This window comes from Thermomonas hydrothermalis, assembly GCF_900129205.1.
GTDB classification, from domain to species: Bacteria; Pseudomonadota; Gammaproteobacteria; order Xanthomonadales; family Xanthomonadaceae; genus Thermomonas; species Thermomonas hydrothermalis.
Genome location: NZ_FQUK01000027.1, coordinates 1 through 19684, shown reverse-complemented (window position 1 = coordinate 19684; position 19684 = coordinate 1). Strand labels below are relative to the sequence as shown.

The 19684-nt window shown below is 66.8% G+C and carries 20 protein-coding genes, 1 other RNA gene and 2 pseudogenes; 10 read left to right on the top strand and 13 right to left on the bottom strand.

From position 1 onward, the window contains the following. Window positions 1-100: 100 nt before the first annotated feature. Genes BUA29_RS08405 through BUA29_RS08385 form a run of 5 tightly spaced genes read left to right on the top strand, consistent with a single transcriptional unit; the run spans window position 101 to window position 2964 of the window. Window positions 101-292 carry a hypothetical protein gene (locus BUA29_RS08405; RefSeq protein WP_004869848.1) on the top strand — a complete coding sequence of 64 codons (192 nt, stop codon included), beginning with the start codon at window positions 101-103 and terminating at the stop codon, window positions 290-292. Beyond that, entirely contained in the window at window positions 292-735 is a 444-nt protein-coding gene (locus BUA29_RS08400; RefSeq protein ID WP_004869845.1) for a DUF2924 domain-containing protein, read from the top strand. The genes BUA29_RS08405 and BUA29_RS08400 overlap by 1 nt, the downstream gene beginning before the upstream one ends. Further along, entirely contained in the window at window positions 735-2114 is a 1380-nt protein-coding gene (locus tag BUA29_RS08395) for a recombinase family protein (RefSeq protein ID WP_072756144.1), read from the top strand. The genes BUA29_RS08400 and BUA29_RS08395 overlap by 1 nt, the downstream gene beginning before the upstream one ends. Beyond that, window positions 2111-2494: a hypothetical protein gene (locus tag BUA29_RS08390; protein WP_004869841.1), complete on the top strand. Its 384-nt coding sequence runs from the start codon at window positions 2111-2113 to the stop codon at window positions 2492-2494. Before BUA29_RS08395 ends, BUA29_RS08390 begins: the two co-directional genes overlap by 4 nt. Continuing rightward, window positions 2491-2964, top strand: a complete 474-nt coding sequence (locus tag BUA29_RS08385; protein ID WP_004869837.1) for a hypothetical protein — start codon at window positions 2491-2493, stop codon at window positions 2962-2964. Before BUA29_RS08390 ends, BUA29_RS08385 begins: the two co-directional genes overlap by 4 nt. A gap of 306 nt (window positions 2965-3270) precedes the next feature. Here BUA29_RS08385 and ssrA read toward each other — a convergent pair. From ssrA to BUA29_RS08345, 8 genes are all read right to left on the bottom strand, one after another. After that, window positions 3271-3624, bottom strand: a transfer-messenger RNA (tmRNA) gene (gene ssrA / locus BUA29_RS08380). Window positions 3625-3816: 192 nt separating this feature from the next. Continuing rightward, the gene (locus BUA29_RS08375; protein ID WP_245770529.1) at window positions 3817-5250 is read right to left on the bottom strand and encodes a WS/DGAT/MGAT family O-acyltransferase; all 1434 of its coding nucleotides are present in this window, start codon (window positions 5248-5250) and stop codon (window positions 3817-3819) included. 140 nt (window positions 5251-5390) lie between these two features. After that, complete coding sequence (gene alr, locus BUA29_RS08370) at window positions 5391-6524, bottom strand: alanine racemase (RefSeq protein WP_072756160.1); 1134 nt, start codon at window positions 6522-6524, stop codon at window positions 5391-5393. A gap of 19 nt (window positions 6525-6543) precedes the next feature. Beyond that, window positions 6544-7959: a replicative DNA helicase gene (locus BUA29_RS08365; RefSeq protein ID WP_072756159.1), complete on the bottom strand. Its 1416-nt coding sequence runs from the start codon at window positions 7957-7959 to the stop codon at window positions 6544-6546. 204 nt (window positions 7960-8163) lie between these two features. After that, window positions 8164-8619 (bottom strand): 50S ribosomal protein L9, encoded by a 456-nt coding sequence (gene rplI, locus BUA29_RS08360; protein ID WP_072756142.1) that lies wholly within the window; start codon window positions 8617-8619, stop codon window positions 8164-8166. A 104-nt stretch (window positions 8620-8723) separates the two neighbouring features. Beyond that, complete coding sequence (rpsR, locus tag BUA29_RS08355; RefSeq protein ID WP_072756141.1) at window positions 8724-8954, bottom strand: 30S ribosomal protein S18; 231 nt, start codon at window positions 8952-8954, stop codon at window positions 8724-8726. A 24-nt stretch (window positions 8955-8978) separates the two neighbouring features. After that, on the bottom strand, window positions 8979-9392 hold the full coding sequence (gene rpsF, locus BUA29_RS08350; protein ID WP_072756140.1) for a 30S ribosomal protein S6: 414 nt from the start codon (window positions 9390-9392) through the stop codon (window positions 8979-8981). A 158-nt stretch (window positions 9393-9550) separates the two neighbouring features. Then, the gene (locus tag BUA29_RS08345) at window positions 9551-9892 is read right to left on the bottom strand and encodes a HesB/IscA family protein (protein WP_072756139.1); all 342 of its coding nucleotides are present in this window, start codon (window positions 9890-9892) and stop codon (window positions 9551-9553) included. Window positions 9893-9955: 63 nt separating this feature from the next. On the opposite strand from BUA29_RS08345, the gene asnS reads away from it, so the two are divergent. From asnS to BUA29_RS08330, 3 genes are read left to right on the top strand one after another with little or no spacing between them, the layout of a single operon-like run. Further along, window positions 9956-11356: an asparagine--tRNA ligase gene (gene asnS / locus BUA29_RS08340; RefSeq protein WP_072756138.1), complete on the top strand. Its 1401-nt coding sequence runs from the start codon at window positions 9956-9958 to the stop codon at window positions 11354-11356. Between the two features lie 21 nt (window positions 11357-11377). Then, entirely contained in the window at window positions 11378-11683 is a 306-nt protein-coding gene (locus BUA29_RS08335; RefSeq protein WP_072756158.1) for a hypothetical protein, read from the top strand. After that, window positions 11680-12000 (top strand): hypothetical protein, encoded by a 321-nt coding sequence (locus tag BUA29_RS08330; protein WP_072756137.1) that lies wholly within the window; start codon window positions 11680-11682, stop codon window positions 11998-12000. Before BUA29_RS08335 ends, BUA29_RS08330 begins: the two co-directional genes overlap by 4 nt. A gap of 89 nt (window positions 12001-12089) precedes the next feature. Here the strand turns inward: BUA29_RS08330 and BUA29_RS08325 are convergent, their stop codons facing one another. Both BUA29_RS08325 and BUA29_RS08320 read right to left on the bottom strand, forming a co-directional pair. After that, a complete protein-coding gene (locus BUA29_RS08325) occupies window positions 12090-13799 on the bottom strand; it encodes a hypothetical protein (RefSeq protein WP_072756136.1) in 1710 nt (569 codons plus the stop codon). Window positions 13800-13814: 15 nt separating this feature from the next. Next, window positions 13815-14408, bottom strand: a complete 594-nt coding sequence (locus tag BUA29_RS08320) for an NfuA family Fe-S biogenesis protein (protein WP_072756135.1) — start codon at window positions 14406-14408, stop codon at window positions 13815-13817. Window positions 14409-14501: 93 nt separating this feature from the next. On the opposite strand from BUA29_RS08320, the gene BUA29_RS08315 reads away from it, so the two are divergent. Continuing rightward, window positions 14502-14843, top strand: coding sequence for a 4a-hydroxytetrahydrobiopterin dehydratase (locus BUA29_RS08315; RefSeq protein ID WP_072756134.1), 342 nt, complete (start codon window positions 14502-14504; stop codon window positions 14841-14843). A gap of 11 nt (window positions 14844-14854) precedes the next feature. Here BUA29_RS08315 and BUA29_RS08310 read toward each other — a convergent pair whose 3' ends face one another. Further along, window positions 14855-15820 carry an RluA family pseudouridine synthase gene (locus BUA29_RS08310; protein ID WP_072756133.1) on the bottom strand — a complete coding sequence of 322 codons (966 nt, stop codon included), beginning with the start codon at window positions 15818-15820 and terminating at the stop codon, window positions 14855-14857. A 453-nt stretch (window positions 15821-16273) separates the two neighbouring features. Between BUA29_RS08310 and BUA29_RS08305 the strand changes: the two genes are divergently transcribed. After that, window positions 16274-19186 carry an Rne/Rng family ribonuclease gene (locus tag BUA29_RS08305; protein WP_084602417.1) on the top strand — a complete coding sequence of 971 codons (2913 nt, stop codon included), beginning with the start codon at window positions 16274-16276 and terminating at the stop codon, window positions 19184-19186. A gap of 89 nt (window positions 19187-19275) precedes the next feature. Here BUA29_RS08305 and BUA29_RS12435 read toward each other — a convergent pair. Together BUA29_RS12435 and BUA29_RS12020 are read right to left on the bottom strand one after the other, a co-directional pair. After that, window positions 19276-19413 (bottom strand): annotated as a pseudogene (locus BUA29_RS12435) (LuxR C-terminal-related transcriptional regulator); the annotation flags it as partial. Between the two features lie 117 nt (window positions 19414-19530). Further along, window positions 19531-19684: pseudogene (locus BUA29_RS12020) on the bottom strand (IS5-like element IS1646 family transposase); the annotation flags it as partial.

Genomic DNA, 19684 nt, shown 5'->3' with positions numbered 1-19684 from the left:
CGTTGAGGCGTCAGCGCGCCGCGCCGATTGATCGGCGTTGCGATCCGCTTCGGAAATCTGCGCACATCATCCGTGACGGTTTCGATTCCCTGGAGCCGTCATGACAAACCTCGAACTTGCATCTCCGGCAGAGATGAGCGCCAGCGCCCGTGCTGGCGAAATCACCACCATCCTTGCGGCCGCCATCGTCCGTACCCTCGGGTCTTCCGGGCTGGAACAGAGCGCGGTTCGCCTTGGCTTCTTGCCCGACCAGCGCGTTCATACAACCCCCTCTCAACAGGAGAAGTTGTGATGAACGAGAAACAAGCTTCCGTCGCGGCGCGGATCGCCGAACTGGGCCACCTGCCCATGGCCGAGCTCTGGGTCATCTGGGACCGGTACTTCGAACGCCGGCCCAAACATCCGAATCGAACGCACGTCGAATCCCGCATCGCCTATAAGCTGCAGGAAGAAGCCTTCGGCGGACTCGCACCCGAAACGCGCCAGCGCCTTGAGGCCATCGGCGCGAAGCACTCCAAGATCAAACTGCGCGCGCGCCCGCGCAAGTTCGACTTCGCACCGGGCACCGTGCTGCTGCGCGAATGGGGCGAGCGCGAGCATCGGGTGACGGTCAATGCCGAGGGCCATTTCGAGTACGAGGGCCACACCTTCAAGAGCTTGACGGCGGTGGCTCGGCACATCACCGGCCAGCATTGGAGCGGCCCGCTGTTCTTCGGCCTGAAAGGAGGTGCCTGATGACGGAAATCGCCTCCACTAAGGCGCGCAAACGCTGCGCGGTCTACTGCCGGGTGTCGTCGGACGAGCGGCTCGACCAGGAGTTCAACTCCATCGATGCGCAAAAGGAAGCCGGGCACGCCTTCATCGCCAGCCAGCGCGCCGAGGGATGGATTGCGGTGGCCGACGACTACGACGACCCCGGCTACTCCGGCGGCAACACCGAGCGCCCGGCCTTGAAGCGCCTGATGGCCGATATCCAGCGCGGGCTGATCGACATCGTGGTGGTCTACAAGATCGACCGCCTGACGAGGAGCCTCGCCGACTTCTCCAAGATGGTCGAGGTGTTCGAGCGCCAGGGCGTGTCCTTCGTCTCGGTGACCCAGCAATTCAACACCACGACCTCGATGGGGCGGCTCACGCTCAACATCCTGCTGTCCTTCGCCCAGTTCGAGCGCGAGGTCACCGGTGAGCGCATCCGCGACAAGATCGCCGCGGCCAAGAAGAAGGGGCTGTGGATGGGCGGCGTGCCGCCACTGGGCTACGACGTGGCGAACCGGCAACTGGTCATCAACAAAGCCGAGGCGGCCGTGGTGCGCCGCATCTTCGAGGAGATGCTCTCAATCGGCTCGCCGACCCAGATCGCTGCTCGACTGACTGCCGAGGGCATCACGACCAAGGCGTGGACGACGCAGGACGGGCGGGTGCGGACCGGCACGCGCATCGACAAGAAGTACATCCACAAGGTGCTGCGCAACCGCATCTACCTCGGGGAGTTGTCGAGCCGGGGCCAGTGGTACCCCGGCGTGCACGAGCCGATCATCGAACGCCAGCTGTGGGACCAGGTTCACGCGGTGCTGGCCCGCGACAGCCACGCGCGCTCTGTGGAGACCAAGATCCGGTCACGCACCGACGCCTTGCTACGGGGACTGCTCTATGCCCCTTCGGGCGAACGCATGTACCCGACCTACTCGCGCAAAAACGGACGCAAGTATCACTACTACGTCTCCAAGTCCGAGAGTCGCTTCGGCGCGCCGGGCAAGAGTTACGAGCGCCTGCCCGCCGGGGAGATCGAGGCGGCGGTCGTGGCCCAGATCCGCACCGTGCTGACCAGCCCCGAATCCATCGCCGCCGTCGTGCGCCACATCCAACGCCAGGGCGCACCGATCGACGAGGCCACGGTCGTGATGGCGATGGGCCGCCTCAACGACGTGTGGGATCAGCTCTTCCCGGTTGAGCAGCACCGCATCGCCAACCTGATGATCGAGCGCATCGATCTCGTCCACACCGACGAGATGCAGGGCATCCGGGTGAAGTGGCGCGAACTGGGCTGGGACGCCTTGATCGGCGAGTTCGCGCCCAGGAGCATCGGCGCCGAGCTGCTGGAGGTCGAGGCATGAAGGACGGGACGCTCGAGACCTTCGTGCCGCTGACCCTGCGGCGGCGCGGCGTGCGCCGGCTGGTTCAGCACCAGGCCGAGGACCGGGACGCGCACGACAGCACGCTCATCGAAGGGATGGCGCGGGCCTTCCACTGGCAACGGCTGCTGGACAGCGGCGCGATGCCCAGCGGCTCGGCCATCGCGCGTGCCGAAGGGCTGCACCACTCGGTGGTCAACGAGCTGCTGCGCCTGACGCTGCTCGCGCCCGACATCGTCGAGATGCTGATGGCCGGGCGGCAGCCACGCCGGATGAGCCTGATCTGGTTCCAGCGCCACCCGCTGCCGGTGGACTGGGCGGCCCAGCGCGAGATCGTGCGGCGCTTCGAGGAGAAAGCGTGAGCACGAAGCACCGGGGACGCATCGAGGGAGCGCCGGTCACCCAGAAACTGCCGACGCCGGCGGGCGGCGTGAAACTGGAAACCTTCGTGCCCTGGCGGCTCGTCCAGCGTGGCACCCGGCGCGCGGTGATCCCACCACCTGGGGTCCGGACGGCCGTCGAGGCGCACTCGACCTGGGCCGCTCCCGTGCGCACCGAGATCCCGGACACCGCTCTCCTGCGAGCGCTTGGGCTGGCGCACCACTGGCAGCGGCTGCTCACTGAGGGAAGGGTTGCCTCGGCGGCCGAGATCGCCAAAGCCGAGGGGATGGACGTCTCGCAGGTCCATCGCCTTATGCGGCTGACCCTGCTGGCCCCCGAGTTGGTGGAGCGCCTCGCCGCCACCCCCGAACTCCCCGTCGAGCGACTGCTGGGGCGCCCGTGGCCCTATGGCTGGGCCGAGCAGATCCGGGTGCTGGCCTCGATGCCCTGACGGGCCCTGTCATCACATCGCCGCCGCCTTCGGGCGGCCTTTTTGCGGCCTGACGATCTCTCTCGGTCGCCGCCGCCGGGCAGTTGCCGACTGCAACCGGCGCCGCTAAGTCCTTGATGGAGCACGTACAGGTCCCCGGAGTCCTCCACGGACACTGAGCGAAAAACAGAGAACAGAGAGGCCGTGAGGGGCGAAGGCGGTCCGAGCTCAAAGGCTGCGTCCGCAAGATCACGCCGTGAACACGCGCCAACACGCGGGGAACGCGCAAGAAAAAAGGCCAACCGATAAGGGTTGGCCTTGGGTAAATGGTGGAGGTGGGCGGAATCGAACCGCCGTCCGAAGGCACTCCATGCCCGGCACTACATGCTTAGCTCGGTGTTTGATCTCGAGTGCCGGCAACACACCGTGCGAAGCACACCGGCACTCATACCCGCTTGAGTCTCGATGCCGGTTGACGGGTCGCCGCCGGCATCCATCCCGTGTGAGTGACCCTACATCCACATGCACGGGCACGTGTGGGTTCGGGGCTAGGCCTTAAGCGGCCAGAGCGTAGACGTCGTCGTTGGCGTCTGATTGTTTGCCGCTGGATTTACGAGGAAAGCTGCCCCCTCGGCATGCGCCGTGCGATTTCGCAACCCCCGTCGAAGCCAGTGCACCCCCGGGACTGTCGATGTCGCCGACGGTATGCAGTATAGGGGCGGCAGGCGGTTTCACAAGGGCAAAGCTGAGCGCCAACCGAACGCGGGTCGGTGACACACGACATCTACCCCGCCCGACGGTCAGGATCGCTCCCAAGGCGTAGGCCCTGCCATGCGATCGCCCCGTTCCGCGCAGCGGCCGGGAACGCACGCGCTATGCGTCGGCGGCTTCCAGCAGCACGGCTTCGGCGGCGTGGGCATCCAACGGCTGCGACCAGTCTGCCATCAGGGCCAGATACACCAGCTTGTCGAATTCTTCGCCGAAACGGCGCACCACTGCATCCGGGTCGGGAATGAGGCGGGCATCGGCAATCAGCCCGAAGTGCACCCGGCCGCGATAGCTCAGGATCGACAGGCCGATCCCGATCGAGCCAGTCTGCGGCACCCAGAACATGATCTCGCTCAGCTCGCAGCCCGCCAGATACAGGGGCTGCTGCGGGCCGGGGACATTGGTGGCCACCAGGCTGGCCTTGCGACTGAACAGCTCCAGCGCCAGCGCCTGCACCGGCTCCGGGGCGATCCCCAGCGCCGCCAGCAACCCGTAGGCCACCATCGCCTGCCTGGATTGCTTGAGCTGGCGCATGCAGTCGGCCACCCGTTCCAGCCTGCGCAGTGGGTTGGCCTCGCCCACGGGAAGATCGAGGAACACCAGCCCGAAATGGTTGCCCAGCTTTTTGGCGTGCTCCAGCGGGCGCAGGTTCACCGGCACGGTGGCACGCAGACTCAGGCCATCGAGCGCCTCGCCGCGTTCGCGCATATAGCTGCGCAGCGCGCCAGCGGCCGCCGCCATCAACACGTCATTGACGGTGCAGCCGCAGGCGCGGCCGACCGCCTTGACCTCCTCCAGCGGCAGCGGCTCGGCCCATGCCACCCGCTTGCTGACCCCCAAGCGGCCGCGCAGCAGCGAAGGCGGGTCGTCACGCAAGGCCAGCGCATGCGCCAACTCGCGGGCGATCTCGCCGCCCTCTCGGGCCAGCAAGGTCGCCAGCGACGGGTCCTGCATCATCGCCATGCCCTGCTCCAGCGCCTTGCCGCCCAGCTTCATGTAGCGCTCCATCGCGCCCACCCGGCGCGCCACCGGCGCCGCCTCGTGCTTGAGCCAGGCTTTGTCCAGACGTGAAGCGTCGGAAGGCTCGCGGCTGGTATCGGTGAGCGAGAGCAACACCTGCACCAGCGCAATGCCATCGGCATAGCAATGGTGGATGCGCGCCACCAGCGCCGACCCACCCTGATAGCGCTCGACTAGATGGAACTGCCACATCGGCCGATCCGGGTCCAGCGGCGTGGAGGCCAGCTGGCTGACGAACCGTTCCAGGGCGCGCTTTTCTGCCGCCTTGCCGGTTCGGCCCGGCAATGCAGCCAGCTGGACGTGCCAGTCCAGATCGAACGTCTCGTCCTCCACCCACTGCGCACCGGTTGCCCCCTCCACCGGTTTTTGCCGAAACCGGGAATAGGCCAGAAAGCGCTGTCGAATCACCGCCTTGAGCCGCGCCAGCGACATCGGCTCGGCAAACATCAGCACGCCGGTGATCATCATCGGGTTGGTCGGCCGCTCCATGCGCAGCCAGGCGGTATCGACGCGCGACATCGGTTCACGCTTCGGGCGCCGACGCGGCGCAGGCGCGGAGGGTTTTGGACGTGATTGCGAACTGGCCATGACCGCTCTCCCCAAGCTTGCCGGCAGTGAAACATGCCGCCTGCAGGCGGTCAACGCGTTGACTCAGGTTCTCAGACCGCCGGCCCCGCACTACGCTGGATGTATTCGCGCGGGATGCGCTCATTGAGGCGGGTGAGGATTTCGTAGCCAATGGTGTCGGCCTGCACCGCCACGTCTTCGACCCGGATGCACTGCCCGCCCTGGCATCCGATCAGCACCACATCATCGCCGTTATAGGCAGTCCCGTCGGGGCCGAGATCGACCATGAACTGATCCATGCAGATGCGGCCGACGATCGGACGGCGCTGCCCACGCACCAGCACCTCGCCGCGATTGGACAGCGCGCGCGGCCAGCCATCGCCATACCCCAGCGGGATGGTGATGACCCGGGTATCCTGCGGCGGTGCCCAGGTGGCGCCATAGCTGACCGGATTGCCGGCGCGCACCACCTTGAAATAGACCACTTGCGAAATCAGCGACAGCACCGGCACCACCGGGACGTTGCGCTGCGCCGCAGGATCGGGCAGCACGCCATACAACAGGATGCCCGGGCGCACCATGTCCAGCCAGGTCGCCGGGAAATGCAGCACGCCACCGGAATTGGCCAGATGGCGGATCGGCATGGGCACGCTGAGACGCTCGAAGTGCGCGCACGCGTCGTGAAAGCGTTCCAGTTGCAATGCGGTCATGGGCGAGGCCGGATCGTCCGCACAGGCAAGATGCGAGTAGATGCCCTTGATCTGGCACCAGCGCGATGCCACCGCGGCTTCGATCAGCGGCCCGCACGAATAGCTGTGCACACCGATCCGCTCCATCCCGGTGTCGATCTTGAGATGGATGACGGCCTTGCGGCCCAGCGCCTCCGCCGCGGCCTCCACCTGCCGCAGCTTGTCGAGCGAGGAGACGGTGATTTCCAGATCGTGCTGAATCAGCTGCGCTGCCTGACGACCGAGGATCCCACCCAGCACCAGGATCGGCGCGTCGATGCCGGCCCGGCGCAACGTGATCCCCTCCTCGACAAAGGCCACGCCAAACTGCCCGACCCCCTGCTGCTGCAAATGCCGCGCGACCGGCACCAGCCCGTGACCATAGGCATTGGCCTTGACGATGGCCATCACCGGCACGCCGACATGCGCGCGGATCGCACACAGATTACCGGCCAGCGCATCCAGATCGACCACGATCCGGGTTGGACGCTGCTGCATCGGATCGCTCACGCCAGCCTCACCCCTCGTAGCGGCCCACGGCATCGTGGGCCAGATTGTCGAAGCGGGTGTACTCACCGAAGAACTTGAGCTTGAAGTGACCCACCTCGCCATTGCGGTGCTTGCCGATGATGATTTCGGCCAGCCCCTTGTCCGGCGAGTTCTCGCGGTTGTAGTACTCGTCGCGGTAGATGAACACGATCATGTCGGCGTCCTGCTCGATCGCGCCGGATTCGCGCAGGTCGGCCATCACCGGGCGCTTGTCGGTGCGGGTTTCCAGCGAGCGGTTGAGCTGCGACAGGGCGATCACCGGCACGTTCAGCTCCTTGGCCAGGGCCTTGAGCGAGCGACTGATCTCGGAGATCTCGGTGGCGCGGTTTTCCTTGTTGCCCGGCACCTGCATCAGCTGCAGGTAATCGATCACCACCAGGCCAAGATCATGTTCGCGCTTGAGCCGGCGCGCCTTGGCGCGCAGCACCTCGGGCGACAGTGCCGGGGTGTCGTCGATGAAAATCTTGATGCTGCTGAGCTGGGCGATCGCCCCGGTGACACGGCTCCAGTCCTCATCCGCCAGGTCGCCGGTCTTCAAGCGTTGGGCATTGACCCGGCCCAGCGAGGAAATCAGCCGCATGGCCAACTGCTCGGCCGACATTTCCATCGAGAAGATCGCCACCGCCTTCTTTGATTTGAGCGCGGCATACTCGGCGATGTTGAGGGCAAACGTGGTCTTGCCCATTGCGGGACGCGCGGCCAGGATGATCAGATCGGTGGGCTGCAGACCGGCCGTCATCCTGTCGAATTCTTCGTATCCGGTCGGCAGCCCGGTCACGCCGCTGCCGCTTTCCGAACGCCGCTGCAGCACCTCGAACGCCTCGCGCAGCGCGGTCTTGACCGGCACAAAATCGCGCTTGGTGCGGGCATGTCCCTCGGCAATCGCAAACACCGCCTGCTCGGCCTTGGCCAGCAGTTCGCTGGAATCGCGCCCTTCCGGCTGATAGCCGTCATTGACGATCTGGGTGCCGACCTCGATCAGGCGCCGCTGAACCGCCTTGTCCCGGACGATGTCGGCATAGGCGCGGATGTTGGCGGCGCTCGGCGTGCTGGCCGCCAGTTCCACCAGATAGGCGCCACCGGCCACCTGCTCGGACAGGCCCTGGGCATCGAACCATTCGCCCACCGTCACCGCATCGCAGGGCCGGTTTTTCTCCACCAGCTCGCGGATCGCGCGATAGATCAGACGATGGTCGCGGCGATAGAAATCCTCTTCCACCAGCTGGTCGGCAACCCGGTCGAACGCGCTCGGATCCAGCATCAGGCCGCCCAGCACCGCCTGTTCGGCCTCGATCGACTGCGGCGGCACCCGCAGTTGCTCGATGTTGTGGTCACTGCGGCTGTGCGACCCGGCATCCGGGCGTAGCCCTGACTTGGCACTCATCGACTGCGTCACTCCCCCACCGGTCCGTCACGGCGAACCGATGCGCATTGTGGTGGCATGGAAGCAGGCATCCTAGTCGCCCCTGCGGAAAATCGTTGCAGATAAGCCTGTGGATAACCGGTGAGCGTCTCACCGGCTGCGACGACCGTCGAACGCAAACGGGCGCCTTGCGGCGCCCGTCGCAGGAACAGCCAACCGTTTTGCTCAGGCGGCTTCCGGCACCACCACCACCTTGACGGTGGCATCGACATCGGCATGCAGGTGCACACCGACCTCGAACTCGCCGGTGTGGCGAATCGGGCCCTCGCCCATCACCACTTCCGACTTGTGCACTTCCACGCCCAACTGGCGGGTCAGCGCTTCGGCGATTTCACGCGGGCCGACCGAGCCATACAGCTTGCCTTCGGTCGAGGCATTGGCGCTCACGGTCACGCTGGCATCGGCCAGCTTGGCCTGACGGGCCTGGGCGGCCGCCAGCAGCTCGGCCGCCTTGGCTTCGTACTCGGCACGCCGGGCCTCGAACTCGGCGATGTTGGCCGGGGTGGCGGGCACCGCCTTGCCCTGCGGCACCAGATAGTTACGGCCATAGCCGGGCTTGACGGTGACCAGGTCACCCAGACCACCGAGGTTGGTGACCTTTTGCAGGAGGATCAGTTTCATGAGGTTGCTCCGTATTCGTTAGCAGGCCAATGCCTGCAACGTGTGCTGTCCGAATGGACGGGGGCAGGAAGGGCCGGAACGCAAGGCGCCGGCCCCGCGCCAGATCAGATGTGGTGGTTGTCCGTGTACGGGATCAACGCCAGGAAGCGGGCCCGCTTGATGGCGGTCGCCAGCTGACGCTGGTACTTGGACTTGGTGCCGGTGATGCGGCTGGGCACGATCTTGCCGGTCTCGGTCAGGTACTGGCGCAGGGTGGCCAGATCCTTGTAGTCGATCTCGGTGACACCCTCGGCGGTGAACTTGCAGAACTTGCGACGGCGGAAGAACTTGGACATGGCAGTTTCCTCTGGAGACGGCGATTACGCGGCTTCGATGACATCGACATCGGCGGTGCCGATGGCGTTGTCGCTGTCGTCGTCGCGGCGGCGGCGCTCGGACTTGTCGCCCTTGTCGTCCTTGCTCTTCATGATCAGCGACGGCTCGGTGATGGCCTCATCGCGGCGGATCACCAGATGGCGCAGGATCGCGTCGTTGAAGCGGAAGGTGTTGACCAATTCATCCAGCACGTCCTGACCGACTTCGACGTTCATCAGCACGTAATGGGCCTTGACCAGATGCTGGATCGGATAGGCCAGCTGACGACGGCCCCAGTCCTCCAGGCGGTGAACCTTACCGTTGCCGGCCTCGATCACGCCCTTGTAGCGCTCGATCATGGCCGGGACCTGCTCACTCTGGTCAGGGTGGACCAGAAACACGATTTCGTAATGACGCATGGTGCAGTTTCCTTGTGGATGGCGGCAGGCGTAACCCGCCGGACAGCCCTCAGCCACCGCGTCCAGACGGACGGGCGCGTTCGGGCAGGGCTCCCGTAAACGGGAGCCGACTATTATGCGGAATCTACGGCGCGCCCGCAAACCCGGGCAGCGCGGGCTCAGCCGGCGATGTCGTCCCGGGTGGTGAAGCTGCTGCCGCAGCCGCAGCCGCCGGTGACGTTGGGATTGTCGAAGGTGAACTGCTCGTTGACGCCCTGCTTGACGAAGTCGATGCAGGTGCCGTCCACCTGCGGCAGGCTGTCGGCATCCACGAAAATGCGGATGTCGCCGTCTTCGAACACATGGTCATCGGGCGCCTGGGTGCGCGCCATGTCCACCTTGTAGCTCCAGCCGGAACAGCCGCTGCGGGTCACCCCAAAGCGCAGCCCAAGGGCGGCGGGATCGGCATTGAGATAGCTGCGGATGCGTTCGCGCGCAGCGGGTGAGAGGGTAATGGCCATGGCAGGATTGTAGCTCCGGTAAACTGCACGTTCTATTTCAGGCTTGCAACGCAGGATTTCAAGATGACGACCCTCTCCGTGGCCCAGGCTCTGGCCGGGCACGTCCCCGAAGGCGGCCAGGTCACCGTGCGCGGCTGGGTGCGCACCCGCCGCGACTCCAAAGCCGGGCTGTCTTTCATCCACCTCAGCGACGGCTCCTGTTTTGCTCCGATCCAGGTGGTGGCCCCGGCCAGCCTGCCCAACTACGAGTCTGAGGTGAAGCATCTGACCACCGGCTGCGCGATCATCGCCACCGGCACGCTGGTGAAGTCGCAGGGCCAGGGCCAGGCCTTCGAGGTGCAGGCAACGACGATCGACGTGGTCGGCTGGGTGGACGACCCGCTCACCTACCCCATGCAGCCCAAGGCGCACTCACTGGAATACCTGCGCGAGTACGCCCACCTGCGCCCGCGCACCAACCTATTCGGCGCTGTCACCCGAATCCGTCACTGTTTGGCGCAGGCCGTGCACCGCTTCTTCCATGAGCGCGGCTTCTACTGGATTTCGACACCGATCATCACCACGTCCGATGCCGAAGGCGCCGGCCAGATGTTCCGGGTGTCCACCCTGGATTTCGCCAACCTGCCGCGTACACCCGATGGCGCGGTGGACTTCTCGCGCGATTTCTTCGGCAAGGAAACCTTCCTGACGGTGTCCGGCCAGCTCAACGTCGAGGCGTTTTGCCTGAGCATGAGCAAGGTGTACACCTTCGGCCCCACCTTCCGCGCCGAAAACAGCAATACCACCCGCCACCTGGCCGAGTTCTGGATGATCGAGCCGGAGATCGCGTTTGCCGATCTCAACGACGACGCCAACCTGGCCGAGGATTTTCTGAAGTACCTGTTCCGGGCGGTACTGAACGAGCGTGGGGACGACATGGGCTTCCTCGCCGAGCGCGTGCAGAAGGACGTGATCACCCGGCTGGAGGCGTTTATCAACGCGCCCTTCGAGCGCATCGACTACTCCGACGCCATCACCCTGCTGCAGAAGTCGGGCAAGACGTTCGACTTCCCGGTGGAATGGGGGCTGGACCTGCAAACCGAGCACGAGCGCTGGCTGACCGAGGAGCACGTGGGGCGGCCGGTGGTGGTGATGAACTACCCCGAGCACATCAAAGCGTTCTACATGCGCTTGAACGACGACGGCAAAACCGTGGCGGCGATGGACGTGCTGGCTCCGGGCATTGGCGAGATCATCGGCGGCAGCCAGCGCGAAGAGCGGCTGGACATGCTGGATCGGCGCATGGCGCAGTTCGGCCTAGATCCCGAACAGTACGCCTGGTACCGCGACCTGCGGCGTTACGGCACGGTGCCGCACGCCGGGTTCGGGCTGGGCTTCGAGCGGCTGGTGGTGTACGTCTGCGGGCTGTCCAACATCCGTGACGCGATCCCCTACCCCCGCGCGCCCGGTCATGCCGAGTTCTGATCGATCCCCATGGATGCCGACCTGATTCTGTTTCTGGCCCTGACCGCATTTGCCATCGCCATCGCCGGCGCCACCGCCCTCGTCATCTTCTGGCCACTGGCACTGGTGCACATCCGCGACCGCCACCCGGCGCTCCAAGCCCAGCTCGGCCCGGGGGCCTTCCTCAAGCCGGCGGCGCTGTGGTGGTTGCTGCGGGCCGGTTACCGCACCACACCGGATCGCAACCTGTCCGGGCTGGCCACACCCGCCCGGATCTCGCTGCTGGTCATTCTGGGCGGGGTAGCCATAGGCGGATTGCTTTGGATGATTGGACAGGCCTTGGCATGACAGACACACACACACCGGACTGGTGGCTGGCCATCCTCGGACGCACCGTGGTCTGGGCGCGTCTGCGCGAGCGCGAAGCCGGCACCGCCGAGATCCTCGATGCTGCCGGCCACACCCTGCCGTATGACAGCGTGGACAGCGCCCGCGCGGCCCTGCTGGACGCCGGTTTCGTGGCGCTGGATGGGTTGGATGAAGACGATGCGGCCGAGCGCGGGGTGCTGCTGGCGGAGCTGACCCCGCCCTCCGGCGCAGACGATGCCGCGCTGATCCCGCAGATGGTGCAGACCCTGGCACGCCCCGACACCGCCCCCGGCTAACGGCAACCCTGGGCACCCCAGACGCACCCCACACGCGCTGGGGAAATGCGAAGGCGTCATCGGTTGGCAGAGCAGGCCGTGCCCGTTCGTCAGGGCTGACCGGTCTGCGGCCGCACGCTGCCGTTGTCTTCCTGCAACTCCGGCTTGAACGGGATGTTCGGCGCCGGTCGTCCGGTGGCAGGCTGCTCATTGGCATTCGGATCGACCGGAATACAGCCGCCGCCAAACTGCAGCAGCGAAACCACGCATTTGAGCTCAAGCCCGGTACCGGGAATCGGAATCGACAGTTCCTTGATGCCGCGCCGCACCCATTCCTCCAGCAGCGTGCCGTCCGGGATCCAATACTTGTCGAAGCGGGTACCGCGGTATTCCATCCCTGGCCGTTTGAGCCAGGTGCCGGCACGATCCAGATCAACCCGCTTGCCCTTGACCCAGTCATCGGGCAGGCGCGGGCTGCCATCCGGATTGAACAGCCCCGAATGCCCCGCACCCTGCCCGGCACGCCCCGCTTCGCCCGTGCCGGTGCCAGTGCCGGCAACGGTGCGACGGGAGGCACCCCAATCATCGCTGGCAGCCGCACCCGGCCAGCCGCCCGGCGCCGACTTCACGCCGGGGCCGGCCCCCTGACCACGCGCTACCACACCTTGCCCGCCGGGACTGGCGGCCTGCGCACCTGCGCCAGTGCCGGATTGCACCACCCCGGCACCGGTCGCAGCCGAGGCCTGCCCCCCATTGCTGCGACCCGCCTGAGCCTGCTCACCCGCGGCCGCCGAGGCTGTGCCCGCCGCGCTGGTGTCCGGCGTGCGGGCAGACTCCGGCGGCAATGGCAGCGCCTGCACCTGGGCACGCACCGGCGCCGCACGCAGCGGTAAGGCACGCTCAGGCGCCGCCCGCTCACGCGCCAGCAGGCCTGGCTCCGGGGTAAACGTCTCGATCGCCTGCACCTGGCTCGACACCTCCGGCACCCGCAATGGCAGTGCGCGTTCGACGTGGGTCAGGGTTTGCACCTGCAAGACCGGGCGATCCGGAATCGATTCGACCGCCGCACGCACCGGCACCTCGCGTAACTGAGGTGCCCGCACCGGCGCTGCCAGCGGACGCGGCGGCGGCAACTGGAAATGGTCGGGCTCGGGCTGCGGCACATTGCTGACCTGGACCGGCTGCGCCGCCTCCGGCTCGGCCGGCACCGGCAGACGGGCCGGCGTGTCTGCTTGCAGCGGCAGCGTGGCCGCGGGAGGCGGCGTCGGCGCGGTCAACGCCGTCTGCGCGGTACCACCGGCAGCGGGCGTGGCCTGAGCCTGCCGGGCTTGATTCTTCCCCGCCGTCGCCGCCGCTGCCCCGGCGGTGGCCACCGCACCGCCGCCCGCAACGGCGTTACCACGCCCGATGAACTCCACCTGCACCACCTGCCCGCCGTCGTCCTCGGTCGGCGGCAGCACCAGGAAACGCAGATACAGCAACCACACCAGCATCCCCAGCATGAGGATGTGCAGCAGCAGGTCGAGCACCAATGCCGTGATCCGCCAGCGCCGGTCAACGCGCGGATCATGCGGCGCCCGCCACTGCAACAGCCGGAAGAACGGCGCATTCCAGCGCCCGCGCCGCGGCGGCAGGGGGCGCTGTGCCAGGCCATCCACACAGGCCTCGATCTGGGCGCAGGCCTGGGCGCGATCGACCGCTGGCTGGGCATCGAACCAGTCCTGCCAACCCGGCGGAAACGTCCCCGGCGGCACGACATGCCCGGCCTGCGCCTGCCGGCGCTGGTGCAACGCTGCGATGACGTCGGCGGCCGTCGTCACCCGCGCCGCGCTCCGTCAGGCGTTCCCGCGCGGCAAGTAAGGCGCGCTGCCGCTGGCGTGGTCGGTGACATCGCGCACGCCGGCTAGATCCGGCACCTGTTCGCGCAGGGTTTTTTCCACGCCCTGCTTGAGGGTGACATCGACCATGCTGCAGCCATGACAACCACCACCAAAGCTGAGCACCGCCACACCGTCCGCGGTGACTTCGACCAACGAGACATGGCCCTTGTGCATGGCCAGTTGCGGATTGATGTCGCGCTCGATCACCCAGCGCACCCGCTCGGCCAGCGGCGCCGACGGCGCAGGCGCACGTCCCTTGATGGCAGGCGCGCGGATCTGCAACTGCCCGCCGGTGGCATGGGTGGCGTAATCGATCTCCGCCCCCTCCAGATACGGCGCACTGGGCGCATCCAGCCACAAGGTGAAGCCCTCGCAGTCGATCGCCCACTCGTCGCCTTGCAGATCATCAGGCCCGGCAAACTCCAATCGCACGTCGGCATGCGGCGTCCCCGGCTGCAAGGCCGCCAGACGAACGCCCAGACCAGGCAGCCCTTCCCGGGCGATGAGCTTGCGAAAATGCGCTTGTGCGGCTTCGGTTATCCGGATCATCGGGCTATTCTAGACGCGCAAACGCTTCTGGATTGCGCCCCGCCACACGGCGCGGCAGATCCGTTCATGTCTTTACTCTGCTGGACACCCGCCATGGCCGACCTCATCCCTCTCGCCCAAGCCCGCTGCGTCCCGCGCCGGGGCCACGAGCACCGGCTGACCGAAGCCAGCATCCGCGAGCTGCTGCCCGAAGTGCCCGGCTGGACGCTGGTCGAAAACGGCCACGCCCTGAGCCGAACCTTCCACTTCCCGGACTACTACCGGACGATGTCCTTCGTCAACGCGCTGGCCCACATGGCCAACCGGGAAAACCACCACCCCGATCTGTCGGTGCACTACGATCGCTGTGTGGTGCGCTGGTCCACCCACGATGTCGGTGGCCTGAGCGAAAACGACTTCATCTGCGCCGCCAAAACGGATCTTTTGGCTGACTGACGCGCCCTAAGTTACCGCAGCCGATCCAGCACCTCGATCAACTCCGGCACCAGCGGGGCATTCAGCAGATACGGCGTTTTGCCGCCATCCAGCGCAAACTCCAGCGAGGCGGCATGCAGGAACAGCCGCTTCAGCCCCGCCTGCTCGCGCAACCGTTTATTGGCCGCTGCGTCGCCGTACTTGTCGTCGCCTGCGACGGGGTGGCCAATGTGCTGTGCATGCACACGGATCTGGTGGGTGCGCCCGGTGTCGATGCGGACTTCGCAGTAACTCTGCCCACCGCGCCGCTCCAGCACCTTGAAGTGGCTCAGCGAGGGCTTGCCGGCCGGATTGACCTGCACATGCCGCTCGCCGCCCTGGCGCAGACCCACGTGGAGCGGCGCATCCACGCTCAGGGTACCGTCTGGCAACCGCCCCACCAGCAGCGCCAGGTAGCGCTTTTCGATGCCGGCACCGTGATCTTCGCGCAACAAGCGCTGCAGTTCGGTCAATGCGGCGCGCTTCTTGGCGATCACCATCAGGCCCGAGGTGTCGCGGTCGAGCCGGTGCACCAGTTCCAGCGTCGCGCCAGGCCGCAGCGCCCGCAACCCCTCGATCACCCCGAATGACACCCCGCTGCCACCGTGGCTGGCAATCCCGGCGGGTTTGTTGATGGCGAGCAGACGGGCATCCTCGAACACGATCGCCGCCTCGAGCGCCGCCAACATTCCCTTTGGCGGCGAACGTCGCTGATCTTGCTGACTTTCGAGGCGAACAGGCGGGATTCTGACCTCATCACCGACGTCCAAGCGACGCTCCGCCCGGGCCCGGCCGCCATTGACCCGCACCTGCCCGCTGCGCACCAGCTTGTACACCAGCGAGCGCGGCGCACCCTTGAGGTGCCCCAGAAGAAAGTTGTCCAGCCGCTGACCGGCGCGATCCTCGGGGACCTGCACCACACGGGCACCACTGACAGGGGGAACGGCTGGCTGTGTCATCGGGGGCGATCTGCTACACTCGGCGTGCGATGCAAGGGTTTGATTTCGCAGGGAGTGACAGGCGGCCCTGCCGCCCTCCGGCCGAAAGCCGGCCTGCCTGACGAAGCCCGCCGCAGTGACGTTGCCACCGCCCTCGGGGCGGACATGTTAACGGCTGCGCGGCAAACCTGCCCATTGCCGGCCCTGCCGTGACGGTACCCGTTGAACAACGTCCCGTGCGACGCGCCAACCATCCTTCGGGGTGCGCGGCGGCGGTCGCCGGCCCCGTAACAGTTTTTAAGGAAAACGAGCGCTCCCGCGGTATGCCGTGGTGTGGCAGCGCTGGACAACGAGAGAGCCGCCCGGGTCTGCGCCCAGTGCGCAACCGCGCGCCTGCGGTATCCAGAAGGCAAGCCCCCGCCTGGCGTTCCGCGCCGCACTCCCCGGAGTGCGGCAGTGCTCAAGGAACGCACAATGAAGCGAATGCTCATCAATGCCACCCAGGCGGAAGAACTGCGTGTGGCCATCGTCGACGGACAGACCCTGTACGACATCGACATCGAACAACCCGCCCGCGACAACAAGAAATCCAACATTTACAAGGGCCGCATCACCCGGCTCGAACCTTCGCTGGAAGCCGCCTTCGTCGATTACGGCGCCGAGCGGCATGGGTTTCTGCCGCTGAAGGAGATCTCGCGCGACTACTTCCAGGCCGGGGTCGATCCAAGCAAGGCCAGCATCAAGGAACTGCTGCGCGAAGGTCAGGAAGTGGTGGTGCAGGTGGACAAGGAAGAGCGCGGCAACAAGGGGGCCGCCCTGACCACGTTCATCTCGCTGGCCGGCCGCTACATGGTGCTGATGCCCAACTCGCCCAGCGCCGGCGGCGTCTCACGGCGGATCGAGGGCGATGACCGCGCCGAGCTGAAGCGGGCGCTGGAATCCCTGAACATCCCCGACGACATGGGGGTGATCATCCGCACCGCTGGCGTCGGCCGCGATGCCGAAGAGCTGCAGTGGGATCTGGATTACCTGCTCAGCATCTGGCGAGCCATTGCCGAGGCCGCCCTGTCCAAACCGGCACCATTCCTGATTTACCAGGAGTCGCGCCTGATCGTGCGCGCCCTGCGTGACTACATGCGCAGCGATATCGGCGAGATTCTCGTCGATACCCCGGAGATGTACGCCGAAGCGCGCGAGTTCGTCGAGCAGGTCATGCCCCACAACCTGCGCAAGCTCAAGCATTACACCGACGACATCCCGCTGTTCAACCGCTTCCAGATCGAATCGCAGATCGAAAGCGCCTACGAACGCACCGTGCGCCTGCCCTCCGGCGGCGCGCTGGTGATCGATCAGACCGAGGCGCTGACCGCCATCGACGTCAACTCGGCGCGCGCCACCAAGGGCAGCGACATCGAGGAAACCGCGTTCAATACCAATCTCGAAGCGGCCGACGAAATCGCGCGCCAGCTACGCCTGCGCGACCTTGGCGGACTGATCGTGATCGACTTCATCGACATGTCCAGCCCCAAGCACCAGCGCGAAGTCGAAAATCGCCTGCAGAACGCGCTCAAATACGACCGCGCGCGCGTGCAGATCGGCCGCATCAGCCGCTTCGGCCTGCTCGAGATGAGCCGCCAGCGCCTGCGCAACAGCCTTGGGGAATCCAGCCAGATCGTCTGCCCGCGCTGCAACGGCCATGGCCGCATGCGCAGCGTGGAATCGCTGTCGCTGTCGATCATCCGCGTCGCCGAGGAACACGCGATGAAGGACAACACCGGGCAGGTGCTGGTGCAGGCCCCGGTGGACATCGCCAACTTCCTGCTCAACGAGAAGCGCGGCGCGCTGCGGGAAATCGAGCTACGCCACGACACGCCCATCATCATCGTCGCCGACGAGCAGCTGCAAAGCCCGCACTACGAAGTCACCCGGATCCGCAAGAACGAGCTGGACGAAGAAACCAGCAAGCCCAGTTATCAGCGCGGCACCCCGCGCAAGCTCAATACCATTCCGCTGACCAAGGCCCAGCTGAACATCCCGCCGCCGGCGGTGACCAAGGTCAAACCGGCCCAGCCGGCGCCCTTGCGCGAACCCAAGCCGATGCCACAAGACGCCCAGACCACGGCGGCCGTCAGCGAACACGCAGCGCCAGCGTTCAACCCGCCGCAACCGACCTCCTCCAGCGAGGGCGGTGTGCTCGGCTGGCTGCGTCGGCTGTTTGGCGCCCAGACCAGCCCGTCCACGCCGACGCCTGCCACGCCGCCAGCACCTCCCGCCGCGGACGCGCCACAAGGCGGCCCGCGGCGCGGCGGACGCGATGGCCGGCAGGGCAAGCACCCGGGCAATGGCAATGACGCGCGTCCGCGCGAGGAGCGCAGCGACGCAGCGCAGCGTCAGAAACAAAAACCCGCGACCGAAGCGCCCAAGCCACAGAAGCAGGACCGCCCGGCCCCGGTGCAATCCAAGCAGACGCAGGCTCAGCCTGCGCCTCGACCGGAGAAGCCGCCGCAAGAGCAACGGCCACAGACGCCCGTCGCAAAACCTGCCCGGCCGCAACCAGCGCCCGTGGCCCCGGCAGCCGCCACATCTCCAGCCGTGACCACCGCTGCCCCGTCAGCGGCCCCCGCCGCAAGCCCGGCCGTGGCGACCGACGCAGCAGCGCCGGCCGAGCAGATTGCGGCCACACCGGACACCAGCGCACCCGCTGGCGATACGTCGGCCACCAGCGACGCTGGCAGCAAGCGGCGGCGTGGCCGTCGCGGCGGACGCCGCCGCCGGCGCGGTGGTGCCACCGAGGCCAACGCACAAATCGACGGCGCGCTCGAACACGACGAGGCGCTGGATGAAGTGGTGGGCAACGACAGCCCGCAGCCGGAGTTCGAGTTCGACGATATCCCCGCACCTGCGGCCAGCGTCGCAACACCTGCCTCTGCGCCGACTCCGTCCCCGACGCCCGCCCCAGCCGCGTCCGATCCGAGCGCATCTGCCACTGTCGCCGCAGCCATCAGTCTCTCAACGCCGCCACAGCCGGCCGACCCGCAGCCCACGCTGCCGCCGGCGGATGCCGTCACGGCCACCCCGCCCGCACCGACGGTCGCGCCCGTCTCGGCGATCCCGGTGGCCACGGACATGCCCGCACCCAGCGAGGCTGCGTCTGCACCTTCCGCCGCAGCCACACCGGCGGAGACCGCCGCGACAACGGCTGAGGAAACCACGCCCGCGGTCGCCGCGGTGACGGCACCCCAGAGCGCCCCGGTTGACGACATGACCACGGCGGTGGCCGCCGCCCCGGTGGTGCTGCCGCTGCCTTCGGAAGGTGCCACGCAGGACGCTGCGCCGACAGACACTGCGCCGGCTCCGGAACAGCCGCAGCCGCGTCAGAACGCCTGATCTGCGCGCCCGCCCCGGCCGATCTCGACCTCACCGGATCGGCCGGGCCAGCGCCCGGCGCGACCTGCGGCATCCCGTCGGCGAGCACCTCAGTTCACAGCCTGGGACGGATCGGCCAGACCGTACTGGCTGACCAGCCGGGCCAGTGCGATGGTGTCGCGAATGCCCAGCTTTTCGAACAGGCGAGTCTTGTGGGTGTTGACGGTCTTGGCGCTTAGGGAAGGTCTGAACAACCCGCCCTGACGCCTCGATCCCGGCCTTCCAAGGCAGATTTTTGTCTCGAATGCCGTTCCAATGCCCTGTATACGCGCCGTTTCCGGCGCTTTCAGGCGGGTTTCCCCGCCTTACAGGCGCACCAACCCTGTCGCCGGCATCAACTGCCGGCGCACCATCCACAGATTCGACAGCGCAAACAGCGTCAGCACCTGGGCCGCGTTCTTCGCGATGCCGCGGTAGCGCACCTTCATGTAGCCGAACTGCCGCTTGATCACCCGGAAC